21 protein-coding genes are annotated in these 25,519 nt (G+C 65.3%); 2 read left to right on the top strand and 19 right to left on the bottom strand.

What is annotated here, in order from left to right:
• Window positions 1–32 precede the first annotated feature (32 nt).
• From pnp to sprA, 12 genes are all read right to left on the bottom strand, one after another.
• Window positions 33–2,198, bottom strand: coding sequence for a polyribonucleotide nucleotidyltransferase (gene pnp / locus E6K76_03395; GenBank protein TMQ59974.1), 2,166 nt, complete (start codon window positions 2,196–2,198; stop codon window positions 33–35).
• A gap of 154 nt (window positions 2,199–2,352) precedes the next feature.
• A complete protein-coding gene (gene rpsO, locus E6K76_03390) occupies window positions 2,353–2,622 on the bottom strand; it encodes a 30S ribosomal protein S15 (GenBank protein TMQ59973.1) in 270 nt (89 codons plus the stop codon).
• Window positions 2,623–2,700: 78 nt separating this feature from the next.
• Window positions 2,701–3,648: a bifunctional riboflavin kinase/FMN adenylyltransferase gene (locus E6K76_03385; GenBank protein ID TMQ59972.1), complete on the bottom strand. Its 948-nt coding sequence runs from the start codon at window positions 3,646–3,648 to the stop codon at window positions 2,701–2,703.
• Window positions 3,645–4,586 carry a tRNA pseudouridine(55) synthase TruB gene (gene truB / locus E6K76_03380; protein TMQ59971.1) on the bottom strand — a complete coding sequence of 314 codons (942 nt, stop codon included), beginning with the start codon at window positions 4,584–4,586 and terminating at the stop codon, window positions 3,645–3,647. Before truB ends, E6K76_03385 begins: the two co-directional genes overlap by 4 nt.
• On the bottom strand, window positions 4,558–5,553 hold the full coding sequence (locus E6K76_03375; protein TMQ59970.1) for a bifunctional oligoribonuclease/PAP phosphatase NrnA: 996 nt from the start codon (window positions 5,551–5,553) through the stop codon (window positions 4,558–4,560). Before E6K76_03375 ends, truB begins: the two co-directional genes overlap by 29 nt.
• Entirely contained in the window at window positions 5,546–5,914 is a 369-nt protein-coding gene (rbfA, locus tag E6K76_03370) for a 30S ribosome-binding factor RbfA (GenBank protein TMQ59969.1), read from the bottom strand. The genes E6K76_03375 and rbfA overlap by 8 nt, the downstream gene beginning before the upstream one ends.
• A gap of 14 nt (window positions 5,915–5,928) precedes the next feature.
• Complete coding sequence (locus tag E6K76_03365; protein ID TMQ59968.1) at window positions 5,929–6,210, bottom strand: DUF503 domain-containing protein; 282 nt, start codon at window positions 6,208–6,210, stop codon at window positions 5,929–5,931.
• A 1-nt stretch (window position 6,211) separates the two neighbouring features.
• Window positions 6,212–8,401 (bottom strand): translation initiation factor IF-2, encoded by a 2,190-nt coding sequence (infB, locus tag E6K76_03360; protein ID TMQ59967.1) that lies wholly within the window; start codon window positions 8,399–8,401, stop codon window positions 6,212–6,214.
• Window positions 8,391–9,905: a transcription termination/antitermination protein NusA gene (gene nusA / locus E6K76_03355; protein ID TMQ59966.1), complete on the bottom strand. Its 1,515-nt coding sequence runs from the start codon at window positions 9,903–9,905 to the stop codon at window positions 8,391–8,393. The genes infB and nusA overlap by 11 nt, the downstream gene beginning before the upstream one ends.
• The gene (locus E6K76_03350) at window positions 9,902–10,405 is read right to left on the bottom strand and encodes a ribosome maturation factor RimP (GenBank protein ID TMQ59965.1); all 504 of its coding nucleotides are present in this window, start codon (window positions 10,403–10,405) and stop codon (window positions 9,902–9,904) included. Before E6K76_03350 ends, nusA begins: the two co-directional genes overlap by 4 nt.
• A 119-nt stretch (window positions 10,406–10,524) precedes the next feature.
• Window positions 10,525–11,463: a M28 family peptidase gene (locus E6K76_03345; GenBank protein TMQ59964.1), complete on the bottom strand. Its 939-nt coding sequence runs from the start codon at window positions 11,461–11,463 to the stop codon at window positions 10,525–10,527.
• Window positions 11,435–17,320, bottom strand: a complete 5,886-nt coding sequence (gene sprA, locus E6K76_03340; protein ID TMQ59963.1) for a cell surface protein SprA — start codon at window positions 17,318–17,320, stop codon at window positions 11,435–11,437. The genes E6K76_03345 and sprA overlap by 29 nt, the downstream gene beginning before the upstream one ends.
• A gap of 122 nt (window positions 17,321–17,442) precedes the next feature.
• On the opposite strand from sprA, the gene E6K76_03335 reads away from it, so the two are divergent.
• Together E6K76_03335 and lptG are read left to right on the top strand one after the other, a co-directional pair.
• Window positions 17,443–18,843, top strand: coding sequence for a YjgP/YjgQ family permease (locus tag E6K76_03335; GenBank protein TMQ59962.1), 1,401 nt, complete (start codon window positions 17,443–17,445; stop codon window positions 18,841–18,843).
• The gene (gene lptG, locus E6K76_03330; protein TMQ59961.1) at window positions 18,570–19,922 is read left to right on the top strand and encodes an LPS export ABC transporter permease LptG; all 1,353 of its coding nucleotides are present in this window, start codon (window positions 18,570–18,572) and stop codon (window positions 19,920–19,922) included. The genes E6K76_03335 and lptG overlap by 274 nt, the downstream gene beginning before the upstream one ends.
• Window positions 19,923–19,945: 23 nt before the next feature.
• On the opposite strand, the gene E6K76_03325 is transcribed toward lptG, so the two are convergent.
• The 7 genes from E6K76_03325 to E6K76_03295 all read right to left on the bottom strand — a co-directional run bounded on the left by E6K76_03325 (window position 19,946) and on the right by E6K76_03295 (window position 25,514).
• Complete coding sequence (locus tag E6K76_03325) at window positions 19,946–20,332, bottom strand: hypothetical protein (protein ID TMQ59960.1); 387 nt, start codon at window positions 20,330–20,332, stop codon at window positions 19,946–19,948.
• A 117-nt stretch (window positions 20,333–20,449) separates the two neighbouring features.
• Window positions 20,450–21,193, bottom strand: a complete 744-nt coding sequence (locus tag E6K76_03320; GenBank protein TMQ59959.1) for a 2-phosphosulfolactate phosphatase — start codon at window positions 21,191–21,193, stop codon at window positions 20,450–20,452.
• Window positions 21,190–22,548: an acetyl-CoA carboxylase biotin carboxylase subunit gene (accC, locus tag E6K76_03315; GenBank protein ID TMQ59958.1), complete on the bottom strand. Its 1,359-nt coding sequence runs from the start codon at window positions 22,546–22,548 to the stop codon at window positions 21,190–21,192. Before accC ends, E6K76_03320 begins: the two co-directional genes overlap by 4 nt.
• A gap of 4 nt (window positions 22,549–22,552) precedes the next feature.
• Window positions 22,553–23,671, bottom strand: coding sequence for a type IV pilus twitching motility protein PilT (locus E6K76_03310; protein ID TMQ59957.1), 1,119 nt, complete (start codon window positions 23,669–23,671; stop codon window positions 22,553–22,555).
• Between the two features lie 21 nt (window positions 23,672–23,692).
• Window positions 23,693–24,136 (bottom strand): acetyl-CoA carboxylase biotin carboxyl carrier protein, encoded by a 444-nt coding sequence (gene accB / locus E6K76_03305; protein ID TMQ59956.1) that lies wholly within the window; start codon window positions 24,134–24,136, stop codon window positions 23,693–23,695.
• Entirely contained in the window at window positions 24,133–24,597 is a 465-nt protein-coding gene (locus E6K76_03300) for a 3-dehydroquinate dehydratase (GenBank protein TMQ59955.1), read from the bottom strand. Before E6K76_03300 ends, accB begins: the two co-directional genes overlap by 4 nt.
• Window positions 24,597–25,514 (bottom strand): hypothetical protein, encoded by a 918-nt coding sequence (locus E6K76_03295; GenBank protein TMQ59954.1) that lies wholly within the window; start codon window positions 25,512–25,514, stop codon window positions 24,597–24,599. Before E6K76_03295 ends, E6K76_03300 begins: the two co-directional genes overlap by 1 nt.
• Window positions 25,515–25,519: the final 5 nt, after the last annotated feature.

The raw sequence follows: 25,519 nt of genomic DNA, 5'->3' as shown, positions 1-25,519 counted from the left end.
GGACGTGGTCCGAACCGCTCTTCGACGGCGCGCTAGCGGCGCGAGTGCTCCGGCTTCCTCCGGGGGCGCTCCCCGCCGCCGCCCGGCGGCCGGCGCTGTGCTTCGTGGTCCCCGGACTCCTCGTATCCCGGGAGCGCTTGCTTGCGGCTCAGCTTGATCTTGCCTTCGCGGTCGATCCCGATCACCTTGACCAGGACCGTGTCCCCTTCGTTGATGACGTCCTCGACCCGCTCCACGCGGTGCGGCTCGAGCTCCGAGATGTGGACCAAGCCGTCTTTGCCCGGGGAGATTTCGACGAAGGCCCCGAACGGCACCACCCGGCGCACGATCCCCGAATAAATGCGCCCGACCTCGGGGTCCTCGGTGATCGATCGGATGATGTCTCGCGCCCGGTCCCCGTCCGCCCCGCTGAACGCTGCGATGCGGACTTCGCCGGAGTCCTCGATGTCGATCTGGGTCCCCGTCTCGGCGCTGATCTTCTTGATCATCTTGCCGCCTGGTCCGATGACCTCCCGGATCTTGTCCGGATCGATCATCATGATGTAGATCCGCGGCGCGTAGGGCGAGAGCTCGGCGCGCGGTGTCGCGATCGCCGCCTCCATCTTGCCCAGGACGTGCATCCTCGCGACGCGGGCCTTCTCGAGCGCGCGCGACATGATGTCCATCGAGAGGCCTTCGATCTTGATGTCCATCTGGAACGCGGTGATGCCCTCGCGGGTGCCGGTCACCTTGAAGTCCATGTCCCCCAGATGATCCTCGACGCCCAGAATGTCCGTCAGGATCGCGATGTCATTTCCATCTTTGATCAGGCCCATCGCGATTCCGGCGACGTGGGCCTTGATCGGAACGCCCGCGTCCATCAAGGAAAGACTACCCCCGCACACCGTCGCCATCGACGAGCTACCGTTTGACTCGAGAATGTCCGAGACGACGCGAATGGTGTAGGGGAAGTCGATGTCGGAAGGAATCAGGGGCTCGATCGCGCGTTCGGCGAGCGCGCCGTGGCCGATTTCGCGCCGGCCGGGCCCGCGCATCGGTCTCACCTCCCCGACGCTGAAGGGCGGGAAGTTATAATGCAGCATGTAGCTCTTCCAGGACTGACCTTCCAGCTCCTCGACGCGCTGCTCGTCCACTTTCGTTCCGAGCGTCGTCGCGACCAGGCTCTGGGTTTGGCCGCGGGTGAAGAGCGCGGATCCGTGCGTGCGCGGCAGCACGCCGACTTCGCACGTGATCGCCCTGATGTCGTCCGGGCCCCGCCCGTCGGCGCGCCGGCCTTCCTTCAAGATCCGACGACGCAGATCCTGGCTCTCGATGTGCTCGAGGATCGTGGCGATCTGCTTCCCCATATCGGGGTGGGACTCCTCGAATTTGGCGAGCGCCTCTTCCTTCACGCGGTCGAGCTCCGCCTGGCGCTCCTCCTTCGTTTGAATCTCGTTTGCCCGGCGGACGCGATCGCCGAACTCGCGCTCCACGGCCGCCTCGAGGCCCGCATCCTTCGGCGGAACGGCAAACTCGCGCTTCGGCTTCCCGATGCGGCGCCGAAGCTCGACCTGGATCTTGTTCAGCTCGAGGATGTGCTTGTGCGCGAACCGGAGCGCCTCCACAACCGTCGCTTCGGGCACTTCGCGGGCCCCTCCCTCGACCATCACGATCGAGGAATCGGTGCCGGCCACGACCATGTCCAGGGCGGATTGCTCCAGCTCCTGGAACGTCGGATTCAGGACCAGCTTGCCTTCCACGAATCCGACTCTGACCCCCGAGACCGGCTCCGGAAACGGGATGTCCGAGACCATGAGCGCGACCGAGGCGCCGGTGATTCCCAGGATGTCCGAATCATTCGCCTGATCCGAGGAAAGGACCGTGGCGGAGATCTGGATCTCGTTGCGGAAACCGTCCGGGAACAAAGGCCGCAGCGGACGGTCGATCAACCGGCTGCTCAGGATTTCCTTCTCCGTGGGTCGCCCCTCGCGCTTGAAGAAACCACCGGGGATCTTCCCGGCTGCGTAGGTCTTCTCCCGGTATTCCACGCTAAGGGGAAAGAAGTCCTTGTCGATCGGGTACTTGGATGCGACCGCGGCGACCAGAACCACCGTGTCCCCGTACCGCACCCACGCTGACCCGGAGGCTTGCTTGGCGACCTTGCCGACTTCGATGCTGAAGGTACGGCCCCCAAGGTCGAGGCTTACAGATTCGGGCATTCTCTTCTCCTTCCATCTCTCGATTCGATCATGACCCTTCTAATGCAACGAGGCGCTCCGCAGGGCGGCCATGGAGCCGGACGGAGCGCAGGGAGTTTTGGGGGAGTCTTCGGGTGAGCGTGCTCGCGGGCGCGCTGCCGCCCGGACAGGAGCGCTATTTGCGGAGACCGAGCTCCTTGACCACCATCCGGTAGCGCTCGACGTTGGAGGACTTCAGATAGTCGAGCAGCCTGCGTCGTTGACCGACCATTCGGAGCAACCCGCGCCGACTGTGATGGTCGCGCTTGTGCACCTTGAAGTGCTCCGTCAGGTATTTGATGCGTTCGGTCAGGAGCGCGATCTGGACTTCCGCGGACCCCGAGTCCGTCTCGTGGGTGCGGAAGTGATCGATAACCTCGCGCTTCCTCTCAGGTGTCAACGGCACCGGTGGTCCACCTCCATGACTTTCCCTCTCTCTCTGGACGGCCGCACTTTACAACAGAGTGGAATCTGGATGCAACGCTCAATCTGGGACGCTCCCCGATATCGTTCCACGCGCGGCCGCCCTGGAACTCCAGTATTCCGCGGCCCTTGCCCGGTCCTGATCCATGGCCCGGATGAGCGCCTCGGGGCTTTCGAAGACCTCGTCTCCGCGGAGCCTCCGCACGAGGCTCGTGACGAGCACCTTCCCGCGGAGCGACTCCTTGCCGTCGTAATCCAGAAGATGCGCCTCGACCCGGACCGGCCCCGGCCCAAACGTCTCCGCGCTTCCGACGTACGTAAGGCCGGGCCATGTGATTCCAAGCAATCTATTGCTGGATATGTAAATACCTGGTGCGGGCAAGAGCTTCGCCGGGTGAACCTCCAAATTGGCCGTGGGGTACCCTAGCTGCCTGCCGCGGCCGGCGCCGGAACCGACCCGGCCGCGCAGCGAGTACGGGCGGCCGAGCATCGCCGACGCTTCCTCGACCGACCCCGCCTGGATGAGCCCCCTCAGCGCGGTGCTCGAGAGCTTTCCTCCACCCCCCATGAGGAACGGCACCTCACGGACCGCGAATCCGCGTCGCTCCCCCAGAGCTTCGAGATACGCGCGGTCTCCGACACGGTCGCGCCCCATCCGAAAATCGGGTCCGATGACGAGCACCGCCAGCGGCGCGCCGACGCCGAGCACGCGGTCGATGAATCCCTCGGGCGGCAGGGCCTGAACGCTCCTATCGAAGCGCTCCACGTGCACCCGGTCGACACCCATCGCGTGGAGCAGCTCTTCGCGCTCCTCCGGGGGGGTGATCCAAGGACGAGGCGGCACGCCGCGCACGATCGTGTCGGGGTGCGGGTCGAAGGTCGTCACCCACGCGATCCCGCCGCGCTCTCGCGCGACCTCCACGGTCGCCGCGATCACGCGCTGGTGACCCAAGTGCAACCCGTCAAAAACCCCGATCGTCATCGCGATCGGACGTGAGATCCGGGTCATGGAAACACGCGCAGAAGACGGACCACGGCCTGGGGTGGCGCCTCGGAAGGGACCGCCGGGCACGGGGATTCCGCGAGCCCGAGCAGCTCACCCTCCGGCGCGAGAAGGGCGAGCGGCCAGCGCGTCTCCCCGGGAGGAAGCGGATAGCCGAGGGGCGCGGGCTCGATCCGGTCGGGGCCCAGAGCCGGCGCGCGACCGTGGCGGAGCCGCGCCGCCTCCTCCGAGGTGAGCGTCGCGCGCGGCAGGTGCATCACAGCTTGGGCGGGGGTGAGCGCGCGCCCGCGAAAATCGCCCGCCCCATTCCCGGAGCAGGGCTCGGGCGAAAGGGCCTCGTCCACGTGGAATGGTCCCGATGCGATCCGGCGCAAGGAGAGGAGGTGGGCGCCGCACCCGAGCAACTCGCCCAAGTCATGGGCCAGCGTGCGCACGTACGTGCCCCGGCTCACCGTCAAGTCGAGGCCAAGCTCCGGCAACGTGCCGTCGAGCACCTCAAGCTCATAGACCCGGATCGTACGCTCCCCGGGGTCCGGGGATTCACCCCGGCGCGCCGCCTTATAGAGCCGCTCACCCCGCACCCTTACCGCCGAATAGAGCGGCGGGCGCTGGCGGGTCACCCCACGCAGGCGCTCGAGCGCCGCCTGGATCCCTTCCCGCCCGGGGATCCGCTCCGAGACGCGGATGGGCTTCCCGGTTCGGTCCTGCGTGTCGGTCGCGATCCCGAGGCGCGCCTTCGCGAGATAGCGTTTCGGGAGGAGGCTCACGCAGCCGAGGAGCGCCGTCGCCCGCCCTTCGGCCAGGATGAGGAGCCCCGTGGCGAAAGGATCGAGCGTTCCGGCGTGGCCCACGCGGCGCTCGCCCAGGATTCGCCGCATGCGCGCGACCACGTCGTGGGAGGTCCAGCCTTCCGGCTTATCCAGCAGATGGAGGAGGTCCGCCATTCATCGCCCGGTCGAGGGCCTCGTAGAGGTCGTTTCGGACCCGCTCCAAATCCCCCCGCACCCGAAGCCCCGCCGCGTTCCGGTGACCTCCGCCGCCGAACAGGGACGCCACCTCGTTCACATCCACCGTCCCGTCCGACCGGAGGCTCGCTCTGATTTCGTTCGGCGCCACCTCTTGGACGAGCACGCCCACACGCGCGCCCGCGAGAGCCTTGGCATACTGGACGATTCCGTCGGCATCCTCGGGCGTCGCGCCCGCCCGCTCGAACATGTCCCGTGAGATGGTCATCGCCCCGATTCTTCCCCCGCTCCGCGTCTCGAGCGAGGCGAGCGCCAAGCCCAGGATGCGCAAGCTCGGCGCCGTTTTCGTCGCGTAGAGCGCCTCGGCGACCACGGGCGCCCTGGCCCCGCGCTCGACCAACCTCGCGGCGACGCGCAGGGTGCGGGAGGAGGTGTTCGCGTAACGGAAGCCGCCCGTATCGGAGAGGATGCCGGCATAGAGGCACTCGGCGATTTCGGGAGAGATCGGAATGTGAAGAAGGTCGATGACGTCGTAGACCAGCTCGGCCGTGGCGGACGCCTCCGGATTGACGAGGCGGATATCTCCGAACCCGTCGTTTCCCCAGTGATGGTCGAAGACCGCGATCTTGGCTCCGGGATTCAGGCAACGCTCCGGAACCGAGCCCGTACGATCCAGCGAGGAGCTGTCGAGCACGAAGGCGGAATCGAATTTCTTCTGAACATGATCCGGACGCCGGATCGTCGACGCGGCCGGCAGGAAGAGGAGCGCGGCGGGGACCGGCGAGTCGAGCACTACCTCCGCCGTTTTCCCCATGTGATCCAGCGCGAGCTTGAGGCCGAGGCAGGATCCCACCGCGTCGCCGTCGGGATCGATGTGCGCGGTCACCAGGAACTCCTCGCGACCCGCAAGAAACGCTTCGAGCCCCTCGAGCGTGACGTCATTCATCGGGAGGTTCCTGAATTTCACGCAGGAGCTGCTCGATTCGCGCACCCTTCTCGATCGACCGGTCGATCTGGAACTGGAGCTCGGGGACGATGCGAAGCCCCAGCCGGGCCGCCAGGAGGCTGCGAAAGTACGGCGTCGCGCGGGCGAGCGCCTGGAGCACGTTGGGTTCCGAGTCCGGGGTCAGGAGCGTCCCGGCCACCCAGACCTTCGCGAGGGAGAAGTCGCGGCTCACCTCTGCTCCCGTCACCGAGAGCACGCGAAGCCTCGGGTCTTCCGTCCTGGTGCTCAGGATCTCGGCCAGCTCGACCTGGATCCGGTCCGCCACGCGGCGCGTGCGGGGACTCTGCTTGCGTGAAGGCATCGTAGGAATGCCGGTCAGTCGATTCGGATCTGGTAGTCCAGGACCGCGAGGCGGTCCTCCCGCTCCACGCAGGCCAGGATGTCTCGAAGCACCTTGTCCAACACGCCCGGCTCTCCGCTCACGACCGCCACGCCCAGCGTCGCGCGCTGCCACAAGTCCTGGTGGTCCACTTCCGCCACGGACGCGTTGAAGCGCGTCCGGAGCCGCTCCTTGACGTGGTTCACGACCGAGCGCTTCGCCTTGAGCGAGTGGGAGGCGGGAAGGTGAAGCTCCATCTGGAGCAGGCCGACTACCATCTCACGTAAGCCGACGCGCGAATTCCTCGAGGACATAGGCTTCGATCATGTCGTTCACTTTCACGTCGTCGCGTCCCTCGAGCCCGATTCCGCACTCCAGCGGGGCCGCCACCTCGCGCACGTCGTCCTTGAACCGCCGCAGGGAATCGATCTTTCCGTCCCAAACGGACGAGCCCTCCCGGAGAAGGCGGGCGCGCGCGCTGCGCTGGATGGCTCCGGAAACGACCTTGCAACCCGCGATCGTGCCGGCCTTGGTGGTGTTGAAGATCTGCCTCACCTCGGCCGAGCCGAGGACGGTCTCGCGGATCTCGGGCTTCAGGAGGCCCGACATCGCGTCTTTCACGTCGGCGACCGCCTCGTAGATGATCTCGTAGAGCCGGACGTCGACCTTTTCCTTGCCCGCCAGCTCCGTCGCCTTGGGATCGGGCTTCACGTGAAACCCGATGATGACCGCGTTCGACGCGGTGGCGAGGAGCACATCGGACTCGCTGATCTGGCCGACGCCGCGGTGGATCACGCGGAGCTTGACCTCCTCGGTGGTGAGCTTGGTCAGGGAGTCCTCGAGAGCCTCGACGGATCCGTCCACGTCCCCCTTGAGCACGACCAGAAGCTCGCCCACGCTTCCCGACTGGATCTGGGAATACAGGTCGGTGAGCGTGACGTGCTTGTGGAGGCGGAACTCCTGCTCCCGCTGGAGCTGCGCGCGTTTCGCCGCCACCTCGCGCGCTTCGCGCTCGTCGGCCATCGCCGCGAAGGTGTCCCCCGCCTGCGGCGCGCCGCTCCAGCCCAGGACCTCGACGGGGGTCGAAGGTCCCGCTTCGGGCACGCGCCCCCCGCGCTCGTTGTTCATCGCCCGGACCTTGCCCGATTGCGCGCCGGCGACGAACGCATCTCCGCCGCGGAGCGTCCCCTTCTGGACGAGCACCGTAGCGACGATCCCGCGCCCTTGCTCCACGCGCGACTCGATCACGACCCCGCGCGCGGGCTTATTCGGATCGGCCTTGAGCTCCAAGATCTCGGATTGGAGCAGGATCATCTCGAGCAGACGGTCGACGCCGGTCCCGAGCTTGGCGGAAATCGGCACCGCGATCGTCTTTCCTCCCCACTCTTCCGGAAGGAGATTCTGCTTGGCCAGGTCCTGGCGCACGAGGTCGACATTCGCGCCGGGAAGGTCGATCTTGTTGATCGCGACGATGATCGGAACGTTCGCCGCGCGCGCGTGGTCGATCGCCTCGATCGTCTGGGGCATGACGCGGTCGTCGGCGGCCACGACGACGACGACGATGTCGGTGGCCTGCGCGCCGCGCGCGCGCATCGCGGTGAACGCTTCATGGCCGGGCGTGTCGAGGAAGGTGATCTTCTGCCCCCGCGGCAGCTCGACCTCGTAAGCACCGATGTGCTGCGTGATGCCGCCGGCCTCGCCCGCGATCACATTGGTTTTCCGGATGTAGTCCAGGAGCGATGTCTTGCCGTGGTCCACGTGCCCCATGATCGTGACCACCGGCGGGCGCGGCTTGAGGACGCCGGTCTCCTCGGCGACCTCGACCTCCTCCTCGCCCAGCTCGCTCACGAACTCGACCCCGTATCCGAATTCGTCCGCGACCGCCATGATCGAGTCCTTGTCGAGGCGGCGGTTGATGTTGGCCATGATGCCGAGCTGCATGCAAACCTGGATCACTTCCTGGGGCTTTACCTCCATCTGTCCGGCCAGCTCCGCGACGGAGATGAATTCGCTCACGCGGATCAGGCGGGGCGCTTCCTCCACCCCGACCGCGACCCCCTCCTCGCGCTCGCGGCGGTGGTGGCGGCGCTTGCTCCCGTCCATCTCGGCGAGCGTGCGCTTCACGCTGGCCCGGATGAGCTTCTCGTCCACGGCGCGCTTTTTCTTCTTCCCCGCCTTGCCGCCGAGCTTGAATGCCACGCCGGGGCCGCGGCCCGGAGGCGAGCCGCGCCGCTCCGCCTCGGCTTTCGCGGCCAGGATGGCCTTCTCGCGCTTGCGGGCCTCCTCTTCCTTGACGGCCTCCTTCTCGCGCGCGAGCTTCGAGCGAACCTGATCGACGACATCGTCCCCGACCGAGCTCATGTGGCTCTTCACCTCGACCGAGAGGGATTTCAGGATATGGACGAGGGCCTCGCTGGACATGCCCATGTCCTTGGCCACCTCGTACACACGCCGCTTCTTAACTGGCATCGCTCCTCGTTTCGTCTTGGGTATCTCCGCCCGAATTCTCCTGCTGCGCCGCCTCGGCGGGCTCTCCCTCCGTGGGCGCCTCTTCGGGCGCGCCCAAGACACCCTCCTGCGCCGGCGCTTCCTCGGCGACCGGGCGCGTTTCTTCGCCCGCCGCGTCGGCCAGGATCGCTTGCTCGCTTGCGGCGGCAGCCGCGCGCGCGGCCTCTTCGGCCAGCTCGCGACCCCGCCTCTCCTGAAGCTCCTTCGCCTCCTCGATCAGCTTCTCGGCGGTCTTCTCGCCGATTCCCTGGATCGCGAGAATCTCCTCCATGGGGGCGCGGAGCAGATCCTGCACAGTCTCGATGCCCGCGCGGATCAGCTTCTCGCGCAGCTTCGGACCGGCCCCTTCCAAATCTTCGATATCGATCCGCGAGCGGCGCTCCAAGTCCTTCTGCCGGTCGCGCTCGCTCTTCGAGATCAGATCGATCTTCCAGCCCGTGAGCTTTGCGGCGAGCCTCGCGTTCTGGCCCCCCTTCCCGATCGCGAGCGACAGCTGGTCGTCCGCGACCGTGACAAGGATCTTCTGCTCCGCTTCGACGATCTGCGCCTCGAGCACCTTGGCGGGGGAGAGCGAGCGCGTCACAAAGACGACCGCGTCCTGGCTCCAGGGCACGATGTCGATCTTCTCACCCCCCAGCTCGCGGACGATCGCCTGCACGCGGGAGCCTTTGATCCCCACGCAAGCGCCGACCGCGTCGATCTTGTCGTCATTCGAGAGCACCGAGACCTTCGCGCGGGAACCGGGCTCGCGCGCGATTCCCTTGATCTCGATGATCTTCTCCGCCACTTCCGGCACCTCGGCTTCGAACAGCCGGCGCAGAAACTCGGGATGGGTCCGCGAGAGGATGATCTGCGGGCCGCGCGCGAGCTTGTCGACCGCGATGATGTAGGCCTTGATGTGATCCCCTTGGTGGTAGCGGTCCCGCGCGATCTGCTCGCGCGGAGGAAGAATCGCCTCCGACCGGTCGAGCTTCACGTAGATATTTCCACGGTCGACCTGCTGCACGGTCCCACGCACCATTTCGCCGACCCGGTCGTGGTAGTCCTCGTAGATGCGCTCGCGCTCCGCCTCGCGGACGCGCTGGACGAGCACCTGCTTGGCCGCCGCGATCGCGTTCCGACCCAAGTCCTCGAGCGTCAGCTCCTGCACGAAGTCCTGCCCGATCCGGGCGTCCGCCTCGTACTGCTGCGCCTCTTCCAGATCGATCTCCTGCGCCGGGTCCTCGGTGTCCTCCACGACCCGCCGCGTGAGCCTCATGAGAATCCGGCCGCTCGGCTCGTCGAATTTCACCTCGATATTGGCGGTCTGACCGAAGCGCTTTCGCCCGGCCGAGAGCAGTCCCGCCTCGAGCGTCTCGACGAGGATGGTCTTGTCCACGCTCTTCTCGCGGGCGATTTGCGCCATCGCCTCCATCAACTCGTAGTTGACGCCTCTTGTGTGTGTTTCTTTCGCCACTGCTTTCATCCCTTCGGGCGGCGCTCCTTCGCGCGCAGTCCCTCCCACGGGTCGGCGACGATGTGCGAGTGTTTGATCGCCGCGTACGGCAACGAGACGACCCCCGCGATCGGATCCTCGAGCAAAATCGTCCCTTCTCCGGCTTGCCGCAGCTCCCCGCGGTAGGTGCGGCGACCCATGTGGAGGTCGTGCAGCTTGATCTCGACGCTCCGGCCGACGAAACGCGCGAAGTGCTCGGGGCGCGACAGCGTCCGCTGGATTCCCGGGGACCCGACCTCCAAGACATAGCTGCCGGGCACCACGTTCTCGGCCTCGAGATATCGGCCGATTTTCTTATTCCAATATGCGCAATCGGCAATCGTGACGCCGGTCGGACGGTCCAGAACGACGCGCAGCACGGTCCGACCCGACTGGGAGGCCAGATCCAGGTCCCAAAGATCGAACATCTCCTCGCCGAGGAGGGCCTGGAGGCGTCGGGTGAGCTCTTCCCTCAGTTGTCCACGATCCATGCGGTCCGTCCCGGGCTCGACCCATGTCCGGGCCAGCGCCTAAAAAGTTCGAGTGGACTGCGGGTCCACTCGGACCCGTCAAATTAGCCCGCGGAGAGCCGTCCGATCAAGCGGAAATTTCAGCGGGAAAGGAAACTAGCTTTGGTTGCGAGGGTTACCAGGACCCTGCCGACCGCTTCCAAACTGGCGGGAGAGCACACCGCGGGTGTATCGCCGGCCGTATGCCACTCCGGAAAATCAAAATCCACCAAATCGATGGCCGGAATCCCGGCGTTCAGGAACGGAACGTGGTCGTCGTATACCCTTGGACCGGGCCCGGATCGGAAATTCCGTACCCCCAGCTCGCGCGCTTCCTCCCACACCATATCCACAATATTGGATGCCTGTTCCCGGGAGATAGCTTCCCGCAGGAGGTTCAGGTTCTTCTTCCCGACCATGTCCACCACGAGGACAAAGAGCGGCCGGTCGTCCCCGCGCGATTCCACGAAGCGGGTGGAGCCTCGAAAGAAGCCGCTCGGGTTCGCCTCGGTTCCCATATCCTCCCCGTCGAAGAGGGCGAGGTCGACCCCGATGGGGGTGCCGGTCTTTCGGAGCACCCGCGCCACCTCGAGGAGCACCGCGACACCGGAGGCCCCGTCGTTCGCCCCCAGGATGGGGAGGTTTCGATGCGCGGGGATGGAATCGCGGTCCGCCCACGGCCGCGAGTCCCAATGCGCCCCGAAGAGGATCCGCTCTTTCGACTTGGGCCGAAAGCGCGCCACGGCGTTCATGAGCCGGACCTCATGGCCGAGATCCGGCGAGTTGTAGGTGAAGGTGTCCGTCTGGACGACCGGCGCCAGCTCGCGCAAGCGGGCCACGAGGTACGCAAAGCAGGAGTCGTGCGCGGCGGTGCCGGGCACCCGAGGACCGAACGCGCATTGGCGCTCCAGAAGCGCGAAGGCTTGCTTCCCGTCGAAGGCCGCCGCCGAGGCTTGGTGCCGGCAGGATGGAAGGAGAACCGCGAGGAACGCCGCCGCCAGCAGGCGTCGCTTAGAAGCGGAACTGCGCGTTGACGGCAACCGTGATCCCGCGCTGCGTGAGGTCCTGTTTGTAATCCTTCGTCTGCCGGAACGCGAGATCGAACCCCCCCGTGATCGACGGCGTGAAATTGTAGGTCGTCCCGCTCCCGACGTTCAGCCGCTGGATATCGGTTTCGACAAGGGTCGGGAACCCCGGCTGGTCCGTCTCCTGCTTGTCCCGCGTGATTCCCATTGTGAGGTTCAAGTTGACGTCGTTCGGAAGCTTGACACGCCGCTTGCTCCAGGGGAAGCGGATTCCCTTGCTCGCGGGGTAGACCTTGGTCAGCCGGATGTCGTGCGTCGTACTCGTGCGCGTCCGGCTCACGCCGCCTTGACGCTGGTCAAGAGCCTCGGTCCTTGCGAGCGACGTGTTCACGTTGGCGCGGATCCCATTCTTGAACGACGCCTCCCATCCGAGGAGCGGTCCCCAGTTCGTGGTCACGCTATGGGTCTCGATCGGTTTTCCGGCCGGGCCCTGATCCTCGCTTCTCACGGAGTAATGCGAATTCACCACGAGCGAGCTCATCATCTCGTCCATGCCGAGCATTTGCTGGAGCTGGAGCCAGCTGCCGTTCAGGTCCGGCCAGGTCAGCGTGTAGATGCGGCGTGCGCCGGCCAGGTTGTCGTTGTAATCGATCCGATGATCCGCGTGCACGGTGACCGTGAGTCGGTTGAGTGGCGCGACGATCGTATTGGCGGTCGTGAGGTACGACCGGCTCTGCACGACGTTCGAGTTCGGGGCACGATAGATCGACGGGTTGAACTTCTGTGTGAAGCCGGTCAGGTAGGCGAAACCGGGGCTCCCGACCACGCGCGAGACCGCGGCGGCGCGGTTGAAGGCGAACGTAGTCTGGATGTCCTGGAACCGGCTGAAGATGAAACGGAACGGCGCGGTCAGCGGGCTCGCTTCGCTCGTGTCGCGCCTCGAGCCTGCCGGCTTGAACTGGTTGGCGAACCGCGAGAAAGGAATCGTGGTCGTCGCCCGGAGCGAGCCGGTATTGCCGATGTTCTTGAGCCCCAGCGGATCGGACGAATTCACGCGAACCCCCGAGCCCGCGTCCTCTCGGTAGGTCCCCGTGAGGGAGATGTTCGGGTTCAAGAAAAGGACCCGCCGGGGCACCCAGGCCATGGTCATCGTCTGGTTGCGGCCCACCTCGGTTCCCACGTTTCCGATAAAGCCCTCGCGATGGATCAACATGTCGCGCCTCGACTCGAGGTGGTAGCTCGTCGTGAGGCTGTTCCCGATCGGGAGGTACGAGGCATCGGTCCGGAGCGTCAGGAGCCGGGTCAATGCATTCGAGCGAAGGGCGGAGGAGTCCTGGTTGCCCTGGAGGTAGCGGGTGTAGTACGCGTGCCGCGAGGAGTTCCAGTCCGCGCCGAAGGAGACGACGTCGGGGAGATATTTGAACCGCACGTTCTTCGAGAAGGGAATCCCCTTGCCGCCGCCGATCGGGATGCTGTAATTCCCCCCCGTCGTGAAGGTCCAGGTCGAATCGTTGAACTGGGGATCCACGTTCGCCTCTCGCTGGTAGCGCATCGAGCCGCTGACCGCATCGATGGTCCAGCGCGTCCAGCCTTTCCTGGGGCCGGTCCGCCTGTACCGGAAATCGACCGATTGCCGGTCGGTGCTCCTTGTTTCGATGTCGGAGCGTGCCCGGTCGAGCACCACGTCCGATCCGGTCCTGTACTTCGGCACATCGGTCGCGTGGGCGACGGTCACGGTCACGGGCAGCTCGAGCCCCGTCAGGGGAAGCATTCGGTCAAGCTGGAGGGTGCTCGAGAATCCGAGCGCCGTGTGGTTTAGGCCGCTCCCCCGATTCACGCCCGTGCCTACCCGGAAGAAGTCCTGATCCTGCTTTTGATAGTTTCCGCTCACCGAGAGCACATCGCCGAAATTTCCTTGGACGACGAAATTCCCGCTCTTGCCCACGTCCTTGCGCACGCCGTCGAGCCTCAGCTCGTCGATCCAAACTTCGCCCGGCGCTCCGATCGCCGTGGTATCGACCACCGTCACCCCGAACGTGATCCGGTTCACCCGGGTGAAGCTGGGGTTTCCGACCACGGTGTAGCGCGCGCCGATGTCGGCGCCGGTCAGGGAGTCGATCTTCACCCGCTCGTTGCTCGCTTCCTTGAGACGGGAGAGGATCTCCATGGGGATCCGGGCGTCCTGCCAGCCCGTGCGCACCGGGAGGCTGTATTCGTAGTAGTTGACCGTGTCGGGGCCGAAGCGCGCCACCACACTCAGTTTCTGGGCGTCGACCCCGGCGTCCCCGTGCACGTAGAAGCGGATGTCTCGGTACTGCGTGTACCCGGCGCCGTTTCCGGCATCCGAGAAGGTCTTGAACGCGAAGACGGAATCGCGCGGGCTGAGATTGGCGTAGGCCAGCGCGAGCGATTGCTCGCGGCGCGTGGCGTTCCCGCCCACGGCGTTGGGGACGTCGAAGGGCGCGTTGTAGAACACGGGCCCCCCCGCGTCGTCCTTGTTGTTCCGCACCTTGACGTCGAGGACCACCTGCCGGGTTCTTTGATCGTCGGAGAGAGGCCTCGGGAGCCACCGGCTTCCCACCAGCTCGATGCCGGCGATCTGGAGATTGGTCGGAGCCGTCATTCCGTCCAGCCAGAGCCTCGCGTGCTTGATGTTGTCCCAGCTCGGGCGGCCGACGGTATGGAATGCGGGGCCGTCGAGCGGGATCCGGAAGAGCCGCCAGCCGTTGTTGGGATTCTTGGTCACCACGGGATGCCCTGGGTAATCCCGCGCGACATCCACCGCCACGTAGGTGGTGTCCGACAGGTCGACCGTCGCCTCGAAGTAGTCATTGTCCTTGTCCAGGTGCCCATCGAGGTTCAGGTCTTCCGTGTCCGGTCGGCCGTTTGGATCGTCCTTGCTGTTGTTCTCCGTGCCATTGATCCCCGAGTAGTCTGGGGAGCCGGTGGTGTAGTGGTAGTCGTCGCCGTTCGGGTCGTTCGCTCCGGTGAACCCGGGCTCCTGCTCGTTGTGGAGCCCATCCAAGCCTGTGTCCTCGTCTTTGTCGAGCTTCGTATCGCCGTTCTTGTCTTCCGTATCGAGGCGGTCGTTGGGCAAGGCGTTCCGCTCCCAGAGGGCGTCCTCGCTCACGCGGCCAAAGTCGATATGGAGCTTCGCGTGGGTCTGCGCGTGGTCGAGTTGTCTCCTGTCGTTGACCCAGATCTCGACGAACCGCGTCCTCGAGAGGTCCTGCCCGGTCCTCGAGAGCGCCTGGGTCAGCCCGGTCCAGGTCACGGAGGTGAACGTGTTGGCGCTGTCGGTGGGGCTCAGCATGTTTATCTCGAGCACGCTCCGCTCGTTGTCCCCGCCCTCCTCCTTGGTGAGGACGGGCTTCAAGTCCTGCTCGTGGACGATCGATCCCGAGTTGTGCGGGTTGTACCACTGGATGGGGGCATGGTCGGACACGAGGAGCGAAATCGGCTGGCCCGTGGCGGTGTCCACGGGGATACTGCTCCACATCCAGGTCGTCCGGCCCAACGCCAGGGTGTTCGACTCGCGATTCCCTTCCATGTCGTCCACGTAGGCCTCCCCCTTGGTGTTGGGGTTGGGCATGCTCACCGCCAGGTTGCCCTGCAAGTTGAGCGTGGAGGGAGCGCTCGTGTGCACCCCCGGAAGGAGGTTCGCGAACTGGGTCATCCAGGAAGGGCGGAACGTCATGACCGAAGCCAGGTCCCCCACCATGGAGCGCGCCGGCTCCTCGCCCAGCTTCGGATTCAGCTCCTGGGCGCCCCGGCTCTCGTAGAGCATGCTCGAGGTCACGCTCAGGTCCGCGCTCGGGCTATATGATGTGGAGAATCCCAAGAGGGTCCGCTGGACCTGGCCGACCCCCGGAGCGAACGAGTAGTCGACCGAAATGACGTCGTCCGGCCCGGGCGGCGCGGTGAACGTGAGCTGTCCCGTGTCGTAGTCGATGGTGTACTGGGAACCCTTGGTTTGCGGGATGCCGTTCACCTTCACCTGCTCGGAATTTTCCAGGATGTTGAACCGACCCAGGAAGTAGCCCTGCTGGCTGCTCTTGAACTCGGCCTCGATGTAATAACGGGACTGGGTGGTGAAGTCGGTATTCTTCGTGTAGTAGACATTCGGGTTGGCGGAGTCGCCCCGGAGCGTGTTCCGGTTCATATTGTCGAAGCACACCGGGAATGTCGTGTCGCATCCAGGGGCAAAGGGATGAAGGTCGGGGAAAAAGAGCACCCCCTCCTCCGGGAACACGTACCGGTCGTCGAGTCTTCCGTCCGGGCGCGTGTCGACCGTGATTCCTTGCTGATCCAGACCCAGGACCTCCAGGAGCGGTCTGCCGCCGATCGCGTCCGGGTCCACCGAAAGGCCGTTGTCCCGGCGTCGCACCTTGAGCGTCAAGGTCTCCTTGGCGATGTTCCGCGCGGTCAGGTCGTAAAAGTTCTTCAGCTCATAGTGGATGGTCGGGTACCAGGAATCGCTGGGGTCGTATGCGCCCCCGGCAAGCGTTGCCGGCTCGTCAGAGGTCGGCTTGATCGCCTTGAGTAGGAACTTGTTGGGGTCTCCGACGGGTATGTCCTGTCCGGTCGGTGACTTGTCGACGTAGGTTACCGCAAGAACGTCGGTCACGTTCAGTGGGAACCGCATCTTGAGGATCGGGATCTCGGTCCCAGACGATCCCGTGTCATAGGGGAGAATGAGGTCGAAATCGGTACCCTGCGTCAGGACCTTGAAGAATCCGGGGATTTCCGGGTTCGACGAGTCGGCCGGCGCTCCCGGATTGAGACGCGCGACCCCCTCGGTCTTTCCCGTGTGGTCGGCGCTGCGATCGTCCCGGTACACCTGGAGGGTCTCCCGCTTCCACCCAGTAACCCCAGAAACCATCGGCGTGCTACTGATGAGGAAGTACTGCCTCTTGATGTAGTCGAGGTCGGCGATCCTGACCTGGCGCTTCTCGCCCGACGGCGTGAACCGCGCGGTCTCGGTCTTCCCTTCCTGTTTGCTCGCGATCGTGACCACGTCGACGTTGCCGAGCTTGGCCACGGTCTTCACACCGAAGAGCCCTTCCTGGCGGATCGAGGCGCCCTGGAGCGAAAGGTTCGTGTTCCCGAGGTCGATCGACTTGATCATGTCGTCCTCGTCCCCCTCGTAGCGAAGCTTGACCTTGTTGTCGAGCGAGGTCTGGACGTTGCTCGACTGGTCCACGTCGACCTTGATCTTGTCGCCGATCGATCCGGTGAGGTTTACTTGCAAGTCCTGTTTCATCTCGAGCGAGGGGAACGCGCTCTGGCGCCTGCGTTCCGACTGGGCCGCGTCCTGGCGTCGCACGGTCCAATCGCTCACGCCGCTCAGCGTGATCGTCTCGCTCCCGGAAACGTCGATGCTGGGGGCGCCGTTCCCCAGGATCCCTCGAAGCTGCTTCGGTATCGCGATGGGAAGCTCGGCGTGGAAAAGGCCCTTGGGCCTGGTGGTGCCGCGGGCCACCGAGCGGCTGGTCTTCGACTGATCGCGCCAAAGGCGGCGATAGGTTCGGGCGGTGAGAAGCCCCGAGTATTCGTCCAAGTCCGTGACCATGGGCGGGCGCGTCTCGATACCCCCTTCGCGATAGATCTCGCGGATGTGGCCGTTGGAGGGATCGATGCTGACGGATGGATCAGGGGAAGGCGGCTCCATCTGCCCCGCGGGGTCGAGGCGCCGCATCAGCCACCCGGGCGGCATCTCGCTGTGCCCGCCGCCGAGGGGGCCTTCGCCGAACGCGGGATCGGTGCGCGCATAGCCCCAGAGGCTGCCCTCCGCAAGACCGCAGAGCAGGGCCCCGCCCCCGAGGGTGAGGCAGATGCAGAGAATGGCGCCCAGCTTGGGGTTTTGTGTCATGAAGGCGACGGCCGCTCTGGGATCAAAGGGGTTAGACCGGGTCCGGGGCCCCGTCACGTAACAAAGTGAACACCTGGAACCCGCGGCGGTTCGGCCTGAAATGTGTTAAAAGGTAGGCCCATATGAGAATACTCGAACGGTACGTGCTTCGCGAGCACGTCTTCCCGTTTCTGATCGGCTTCAGCGTCGTCATCTTCCTGCTCACGCTGGATTTCATGTTCGACCTCGTGGACCTGGCGATCGGCAAGGGAATCCCCGCGGGGATCGTGCTCGAGCTGTTCGCCCTGTCGATGGGCTGGATGCTTGCCCTCGCGGTACCATGCGCGGTCTTGATCGCCACCCTCGCCACCTTCGGACGCCTCGCCCAGGATAACGAGATCGCCGCGATGCGGGCCAACGGCATCAACCTGGCGCGGATCGTGGGGGCGCCGCTCGCGGCCGCGGCCCTGCTCGCGGGGGGACTCGTGCTCTTCAACAACCACATCCTCCCAGAGACGAACCATGCCCTAGCAAACCTCATGGTGGACGTGAGCCGGAAGCGACCCACGACGCAGATCAGCGAAGGGGTATTTATCGACGGGTTCGAGGGATACAACATCTTCGTTGAGAAGGTGAACAACCGCACGAATGAGATCCGCGGGGTCAAGATCTACCAGCTCAACTCGAGCGCCCGCCCCACCACGATTCTCGCGGACTGGGGTGTCTTCCACAGCTCCCCGGACGGCCGCGTCGTCACCCTCGAGCTCCACGACGGCGAAATTCACGAAATGCCGCCCAACGACCAGGAACGGATCTACCGGCGGCTCATGTTCAAGACCCACATTATCAATATTCGGAACGCGGGGGCGGATCTGGAGAGGTCGGATTCGAACGCGCGGGGGGACCGAGAAATGAGCCTCGGGATGATGCGGGGCCAGATCATGAAACTTGGGAAGGAGTTAGCGGCTTCCACGGCCGCCCGCGACACCCTCATCCACCAGGCGGGTTTCAAGAATTACGACGCGTTCGTGAAGGCCGCCATTCCGCGGCAGCCTCCCCGCGGCGTCTTGGGGTTCCTTCGCAGCGTCCTCCGGACCGTTTCTCCGATCCGGCCGCCCGAAGCGCTGCCGCCCGGGAAACCTCCCAAGCTCTTCATCAACCCGCTCACGATGGACATGATCCAGATGCGCCAGATCGAAGTGGACGCCCTGGACCGGCGGATGAACAGCCTCGAGGTCGAGGTCCAGAAGAAGTTTTCGATCCCGGCCGCATGCATTGTCTTCGTTCTCGTCGGGGCGCCGCTGGGGATCAGGGCACGCAAGAGCGGAATCGGGGTGGCCTTTATCTCGATCCTCTTCTTCGTTTTCTATTACCTCTGCCTTGCCGGAGGGGAGGAGCTTGCGGACCGGCGCTTCTTGGACCCCGCGGTCGCGATGTGGACACCCAACATCGTCATCGGAGCGATCGGACTCTTCCTCACGCTCCAAGCCGCCGAGATCATCCGACGGCCCAGACGCCGCACGCGCCGAGTCCCCGCGGCGTGAAGCTCCTCGACCGCTACCTCGTCCGAGAGCAGCTCGCATCCCTCATCACGGGCCTTCTCTTCTTTGTCGCCATCTTCATCGTGGTCGACATATTCGAGAAGCTGGATTCCTTCCTCGACAACAAGGTCTCGCTCGCGGTCGTGGCGCATTTCTACCTCGTCTCGATTCCCGGGATCGTGACGATGGTGCTCCCGATGTCGATGCTCCTCTCCTGCCTCCTCGCCCTGGGGCAAGTCGGCCGACACAACGAGCTGACCGCGATGCAGGCTGCAGGGATCGGGCTCACCCGGATCGTTGCGCCGCTGTACCTATTCGCATTGCTGGTCTGCATCGCCGTGTTCACTGCGAACGAGACCGTGATGCCGCACCTGAACGCCGTGCGAAACAAGATCTATCGGGGCGACATCAAGAAGGAAAACCTCGAAGGCGCCGTCGTGCGCGCGAACCTAGCCTATCTCGGCAGCGACGGACGCACGTTCCTGATCCGCAGCTACAGCATCCCCGAGAGGACGATGCGCGAGGTCGTGATCCAGGAAATCAAGCAACACACGCTGAGCGGCCGCATCGACGCCGAGTCGGCGAAATGGGAGAACGGCCACTGGGTCTTCCGGCAGGGCTTCGTCAGGCGTTTCGACCGCGAAGGGGAGCACGCGGCCCACTTCAACGAGCTCGTGATCCCCGGCCTGAAGGAGCGGCCTGAGAGCTTCGAAAAAGCCGAGGAGGATCCCGCGGCGCTCTCCTACTGGGAGCTCGAGAAATACATCGGAAGGCTGAAGCAAAGCGGAAGCCGCGTGCAGAAGTATCTCGTCGAGCTCTACCTCAAGATCTCGTTTCCATTGACGAACCTCATCGTCGTCCTGATCGGGACCGCGCTCGCGATCCGGGTCCGTCGCGGCGGACTCGCCATCAGCTTCGGCCTCGCGGTCTTCATCAGCTTCGTCTATTACGCCATCATACGCACCGGCCAGGCGCTGGGCCACAGCGGCACGCTCCCGCCGATCGTCGGAGCCTGGCTCGGGAACATCGTCTTTGGCAGCCTGGGGCTGGAGCTCTTACGGCGGGCACGGCGGGGGCTGTAGGCGGCGCGGCGAGCATTCTCGGTTCATGGGATGGGTGGATCGTGATGGAACAGGCTATAGATGGCCAGCGCGAGGCCGGTGGCCCAGAAGGTTCCCACGATCACTTTTCCGGCCGTGGACCCACGCAGCGTTCGCACATCAAGCCTGCGAATCTCGGATAGAGGAATCCCGACATGCCGAGACGGATCGCCTTTCGCGAGCCCGAGGAGGGTATCACCCTGGAGGGCGGGGCCAATCAGGACCAGCATGGAGTCCGCGAATGAGACCCGCACGGCGCTGGGTTTCTCACGCGCGATGAACTCGGCAGGGCGGTCCTTGCCGATCGAGTGCCAGGTGGAGCAGCTCGAAGCGACGAGCGCGAAGGCGGCGAGCGTTGCCGCGAGCGGGGTGCGGCGTGGGTGGGAACGCATCGGCCGCTGCTCCCGTCCGGCGGTCAGGAAGAGCCCACGCCCGCCCGGGATCGGGCGGAGAGGAAAATCCTGAACACCCGGACCCGGGCTCCACGGCGTCATACGGACGCGGCGGTGCTACCGCTTCTCCGCCACCGCGGGCGCGGAAGCCGTGATACGCCCCTTTCTGAGCTGTGGCACGACCGGGACGCTGTCGACCGCCGCGCAGACCGGGATATCCTCCTCGAAACCAAGCTCGATGAGGTAGCGCCCGTGCTCGCTTCGACGCAGGATGGACTCCGGCGACCAGCCGTGTTCCCGGTCGAAATCGCACGCGACGGTGGCCGCGTCGTTCAGCTCGAGGTTCCCCCTCGCGTCCGCGAGCCGACGGATCAGGGCCCCGGCGCACGCCGCATCTTCCAGGGAGAACCGCCCGTTACGCCCCGCGCAGACGATGGTCACGTCGGCATCCACCCCGGAAACCGCCGTAAGGACGGCGCCCAGGTTCACGTAACCGAGGAGAACCTGGTCCCTCCCCCCCAGGGGGCCCGCCATCAACGGGCTCGCGTTGGTCGAGGCGAAGATGAGCGTCGCGCCGTTCACGTTCTCGCGCGTGAACTCGCGCGGTGAGTTTCCAAGCGCGAAGCCGCCGACCTTGCGCCCCTCCCGCTCGCCGCAAAGGAGGGTCGATTTGGGATCCAGCGTTTCGTGAAGCCGCGTCGCCTCCTCGACCGTCTTCACGGGGATGATCTTCGCCGCTCCGTTCATGAGCGCGGTCGCGATGCTGGTGCACGAGCGCAGAACGTCGACGAGCACGACCTGTGCGTCGAGCGAAGCGCGTTCCAGCTCGGAGGGCAAGAGACAGAGCTCGATGCGCTTCATTTCGCCGGCTGCTCCATACCCAGCATCTCCTCGAGGGTTCCGGTGTGGATGTCCCCGCTCAAGAAGCCTTGGCTCTTGAGAATGCGGAGATGAAGGGGAATCGTGGTATCGATTCCTTCGATCACCGTCTCCTCGAGAGCCCGGCGCATCCGAACGACGGATTCCATGCGGTCGCGCCCCCAGGTGATGATCTTCGCGACCATCGAATCGTAGTGGGGAGGCACGTAATATCCGGAATAGAGATGGCTGTCCACGCGCACGCCGTGCCCGCCGGGAGCGTGGAAATAGCTCACCTTTCCGGGCGAGGGCTGAAAATTCTTGTCCGGCTTCTCCGCGTTCACGCGGCATTCCAGAGCGTGTCCCCGAAGCCGGACTTCCTCTTGCCGCCACGGCAACGGCTCTCCGGCCGCCACCGCGATCTGCGCCTTGATGAGGTCGTATCCGGTTACCTCCTCGGTGACCGGATGCTCGACCTGGATCCGGGTATTCATCTCCATGAAGTAGAACTCCCGGTTCTCGCCGAGGAGGAACTCCATCGTGCCGCAGCCTTCGTACCCGATCGATCGCGCTCCCGCGACCGCCGCGGAGCCCATCTTCGTGCGCAGGTCGTCGTCGAGCGCTACGCTGGGCGACTCCTCGATCAGCTTCTGGTGCCGTCGCTGGATCGAGCACTCGCGCTCGCCCAGGTGCAGCAGATTCCCGTGCCGGTCCCCGATGATCTGAAACTCGATGTGGCGCGGCTTCTCGATGTACCGCTCGAGGTAGACCGCCCCGCTCCCGAAGCTGGCCTCCGCTTCCGCCTGCGCGGTCCGGATCCCGTGGCGCAACGACGACTCATCGGTGGCGATCCGCATCCCTTTGCCCCCTCCCCCCGCCGCCGCCTTGATGATCACGGGGTAGCCGAGGCGGGACGCGACCTTGGCCGCTTCGTCCGGGGACTCGAGCGTTCCCTCGCTTCCCGGCGTCACCGGCACGCCGGCTCGGAGCATGGTCCTCCGCGCGGCCGCCTTGTCTCCCATCAGCCGGATCATCTCCGAGGTCGGCCCGATGAAGCGGATGTGGCACGACTCGCACACCTCGGCGAAATGGGCGTTCTCGGAAAGGAAGCCGTAGCCCGGGTGGATCGCCTCGACAGCCGTGATCTCGGCGGCGCTGATGATCCGCGCGATGTGGAGATAGCTCGCGGACGAGGGGGGCGGCCCGATACAAACCGCTTCATCCGCCAGGCGGACGTGCAGCGAATCCCGGTCCGCCTCGGAATAGACAGCGACGGTCTCGACCCCGAGCTCCCGGGCCGCGCGGATGATCCGCAACGCGATCTCTCCGCGGTTGGCAACCAGGATTTTCTTGAACATTCCGCTAGACGAGATTCTCTTTGTGCTCGAACGGTTTCCAGGACTCGTCCGACGTCGCGTGGATGCCTTTCACGCGGAGCTCGAACTCGGTGGGATTGGAGCAGTATCGGAGGGCCGTCTCGAGACTGATTTTCCCCTCCGTGTGATGCTTCATGATGGCCTGGTCGAAGGTCTGCATCCCGTACTGGGAGACGCCCTCCTGGATCGCGCCCTTGATGAGCGAAGTCTTCTCCGGATCGAGGAGGTACTCGCGGATCGTGGCCGTGACCGTCATGACTTCCGCCGCGGGAATCCGTCCCGTCTGATCGGACCGAGGCATGAGCCTGAGCGCGATGACCGCCTGAAGCGTGGAGGAGAGCATGTACCGGGTCTCCTCGTGCTGGTGCGGCGGGAAGAACGAAAGAATCCGGTTGATCGTCTGCGACGCATCGGTGGTGTGGAGGGTGGAGAGCACGAGGTGGCCCGTGTCGGCGGCCATGAGCGCCGTCCCCATCGTCTCCGCGTCGCGGATCTCGCCGATCAGAATCACGTCGGGATCCTGCCGCAAGATGTGCTTCAGGCCCTCGGCGAAGGAGGCGGTATCGAGTCCGACTTCGCGCTGGGAGATGGTGCTCTTCTTGTCCCGGTAGAGGAACTCGACGGGGTCTTCGATCGTGATCACGTTTCGCGCCGAGGTCCGGTTCACCGAGTCGATCATCGCGGCGAGCGTGGTGGATTTACCGCTCCCGACCGTGCCACACACGAGCACGAGCCCGCGCGGACGGGTCGAGATCTCCTCGATCACGGTCGGAAGATTCAGCTCTTCGAAGGCTGGGATCGTGGCCGGCACCTGCCGGTAGACCATCGCGATGGTCCCACGCTGCTGGTAGAAGTTGGTCCGGAAACGCGAAAGGCCGGTCACCCCGAAAGCAAAGTCGACCTCTTTCGTCTCTTCGAATATCTTCTTCTGCTTCGGTGTCAGGATCTGATCGACGATCGCCTCGAGATCCGCTTGAGACGGAGCCGCCTCGTCGAGCGTGACCAGGCTGCCGTCCACCCGCACGGTGGGCTTCGCGCCGACCTTGACGTGAAGGTCGGACGCCTTGAGCTCCACCATCTTCTGCAACACTCGCTTGATGTTCATCCCCACTCCCCCCCGGGCAGGCTACGCCGCGGTGTCGGCCTCCACCAGGAACAGCGTCTGCCCGTACTCCACGGGCTGCGCGTTTTCAACGAGGATCCGAGCGATTCGTCCGCCAACTTCGGATTCGATCTCGTTCATGAGCTTCATCGCTTCGACAATGCACACCGTCTGCCCGACGGTGATCGAGCTGTTTTCCTCGACGTAGGGATCGGCATCGGGAGCGGGCGCGCGATAAAAGGTGCCCACCATCGGCGACTTGATCGGGACCAGATCCCTCAGCTGCTTCTCGTCCCCATCGCGGCGCTCGGCCGCTTCCGCCGGGGCCACCGCCTGGACCGGCATCGCGGTGTCGGCACCCGGCCGGCGCACGCGCACCGTCGTGAACCAGCGGCGCACCTCGATTTCGGCGAGTTCCTCCTCGCGCATGACCGCGACCAGCTCGCGGATCCGTTTGCGGAGATTCACCGGGATCTCCCGCGTGTTCCGGACGGCTTGAGCCGCGAGGCCAGCTCGCGAAGCCCCAGCTCGTAGCTCCGTGCCCCGAAACCCATGATCACGCCCGAGGCGTGCGCCCCGGTCAGGCTGGAGGCGCGCGCGGGTTCGCGCGCGTAAAGGTTCGTGAGATGCACCTCGACCACCGGAATCGTCATCGCACGTATCGTGTCCGCGAGGGCCACGCTTGTGTGCGAGAGGCCCCCGGGGTTGATGACGCAACCCTGGGCGGCGCTCATCGCCACGGTCAGGCGGTCGATGAGCGCCCCCTCGTGATTGGTCTGAAAACACTCCACGCCGAGCCCGAGGTCCTCTCCGAGCTTCCTCAGCCTCCGGTCGATCGATTGGAGCGTCTCGCGACCGTAGAGCTCGGGCTCGCGGGAGCCCAGGAGGTCCATGTTCGGACCGTGCAATACCCATACGGTCCGCGGCATCAGCCCGCTCCACCCTTGAGCCTTCTCACCCATGTTTCGAAGGCCGATTTGTTCTGCTGCGTCCTCGGGGGCTTGAAGGGCTCCGCGACGGGCATCGGGCTGCGAGGGAGCTCGGTCCAGTCGGACACAGGCGCGGGGTCTGAAGCGCGTTCGGCCTCCACCTGGGGAGCCGCGGCGCGGGCGGGCTCGGCCGGCGGAACCTCGGCGCGAGCGGGCTCGTCACGGGCGACCGCGGCATCAACGGGCTCGGGCGGGGCGACCGCTACGTCGCCTCGCGCCTCGGGTGCGGTTGAGCGGTCGACCCCGAAGCGTTCGAGCTCCATCTCCTGGAAATCCTGCACCTTGACCTCGTAGGGCCGCGGCGATTCGGAGTCGAAGGACTCGATCGTGTGGAGGCCCAGCGAGATCTCGCCCAGGTATTCCTCTTCGCGGGGCGGCTGCACCGGCTGCCACGTGAGCTCCCCTTGGGCAACAACCAGATCCGGAGGGCGCACCTCGGGAAACTCTCCCGACGTGATCTGATGAAGGGCCGTTTGAGATTCGAGATCGCCGGGATCGATTCGGCAGACCGCGCGATAGAAATCCGAAGCGGAGGCGTGATTTCCCTCGTGGGAGAGGATCCCCGCCAGCGCCTTGAGCGCGACGACGTTCTCCCGGTCCAGCCGGACCGCGCTCTCGAATTGGGCGCGTGCCTCGGGCAGACGGCCCCCCGCGAGGTAACAACGGCCCAAGACGATGCGGTCCCCGACGCCTTCACCGGGGCGGCCGCGGCGCTCCTCGCAGAGCCGGATCGCCTCCTCGACTCTGCCCTGCTCGCGCATGCGCTCGGCGAGCGGAAGATAAAGCGGCGATGACGGATCCTGGGTCGCGATGCGTTCGAGCAGCGCGATTGAATCGTAGCGTGCGTCCTCGGACATAAGCC

Source organism: Candidatus Eisenbacteria bacterium, from assembly GCA_005893275.1.
Classification (GTDB): domain Bacteria; phylum Eisenbacteria; class RBG-16-71-46; order SZUA-252; family SZUA-252; genus WS-7.
The sequence above is the reverse complement of the archived record's forward strand: the minus strand, read 5'-3'. Positions and strand labels throughout refer to the sequence as shown.

What these genes read in the sequence shown, in the direction of transcription:
- pnp (TMQ59974.1), bottom strand. Translation starts at nt 2,198, where the DNA reads ATGCCCGAATCTGTAAGCCTCGACCTTGGGGGCCGTACCTTCAGCATC.
- E6K76_03385 (TMQ59972.1), bottom strand. Translation starts at nt 3,648, where the DNA reads ATGACCCGGATCTCACGTCCGATCGCGATGACGATCGGGGTTTTTGAC.
- truB (TMQ59971.1), bottom strand. Translation starts at nt 4,586, where the DNA reads ATGGCGGACCTCCTCCATCTGCTGGATAAGCCGGAAGGCTGGACCTCC.
- E6K76_03375 (TMQ59970.1), bottom strand. Translation starts at nt 5,553, where the DNA reads ATGAATGACGTCACGCTCGAGGGGCTCGAAGCGTTTCTTGCGGGTCGC.
- rbfA (TMQ59969.1), bottom strand. Translation starts at nt 5,914, where the DNA reads ATGCCTTCACGCAAGCAGAGTCCCCGCACGCGCCGCGTGGCGGACCGG.
- E6K76_03365 (TMQ59968.1), bottom strand. Translation starts at nt 6,210, where the DNA reads ATGGTAGTCGGCCTGCTCCAGATGGAGCTTCACCTTCCCGCCTCCCAC.
- infB (TMQ59967.1), bottom strand. Translation starts at nt 8,401, where the DNA reads ATGCCAGTTAAGAAGCGGCGTGTGTACGAGGTGGCCAAGGACATGGGC.
- nusA (TMQ59966.1), bottom strand. Translation starts at nt 9,905, where the DNA reads ATGAAAGCAGTGGCGAAAGAAACACACACAAGAGGCGTCAACTACGAG.
- E6K76_03350 (TMQ59965.1), bottom strand. Translation starts at nt 10,405, where the DNA reads ATGGATCGTGGACAACTGAGGGAAGAGCTCACCCGACGCCTCCAGGCC.
- sprA (TMQ59963.1), bottom strand. Translation starts at nt 17,320, where the DNA reads ATGACACAAAACCCCAAGCTGGGCGCCATTCTCTGCATCTGCCTCACC.
- E6K76_03335 (TMQ59962.1), top strand. Translation starts at nt 17,443, where the DNA reads ATGAGAATACTCGAACGGTACGTGCTTCGCGAGCACGTCTTCCCGTTT.
- lptG (TMQ59961.1), top strand. Translation starts at nt 18,570, where the DNA reads ATGCATTGTCTTCGTTCTCGTCGGGGCGCCGCTGGGGATCAGGGCACG.
- E6K76_03325 (TMQ59960.1), bottom strand. Translation starts at nt 20,332, where the DNA reads ATGCGTTCCCACCCACGCCGCACCCCGCTCGCGGCAACGCTCGCCGCC.
- E6K76_03320 (TMQ59959.1), bottom strand. Translation starts at nt 21,193, where the DNA reads ATGAAGCGCATCGAGCTCTGTCTCTTGCCCTCCGAGCTGGAACGCGCT.
- accC (TMQ59958.1), bottom strand. Translation starts at nt 22,548, where the DNA reads ATGTTCAAGAAAATCCTGGTTGCCAACCGCGGAGAGATCGCGTTGCGG.
- E6K76_03310 (TMQ59957.1), bottom strand. Translation starts at nt 23,671, where the DNA reads ATGAACATCAAGCGAGTGTTGCAGAAGATGGTGGAGCTCAAGGCGTCC.
- E6K76_03300 (TMQ59955.1), bottom strand. Translation starts at nt 24,597, where the DNA reads ATGCCGCGGACCGTATGGGTATTGCACGGTCCGAACATGGACCTCCTG.
- E6K76_03295 (TMQ59954.1), bottom strand. Translation starts at nt 25,514, where the DNA reads ATGTCCGAGGACGCACGCTACGATTCAATCGCGCTGCTCGAACGCATC.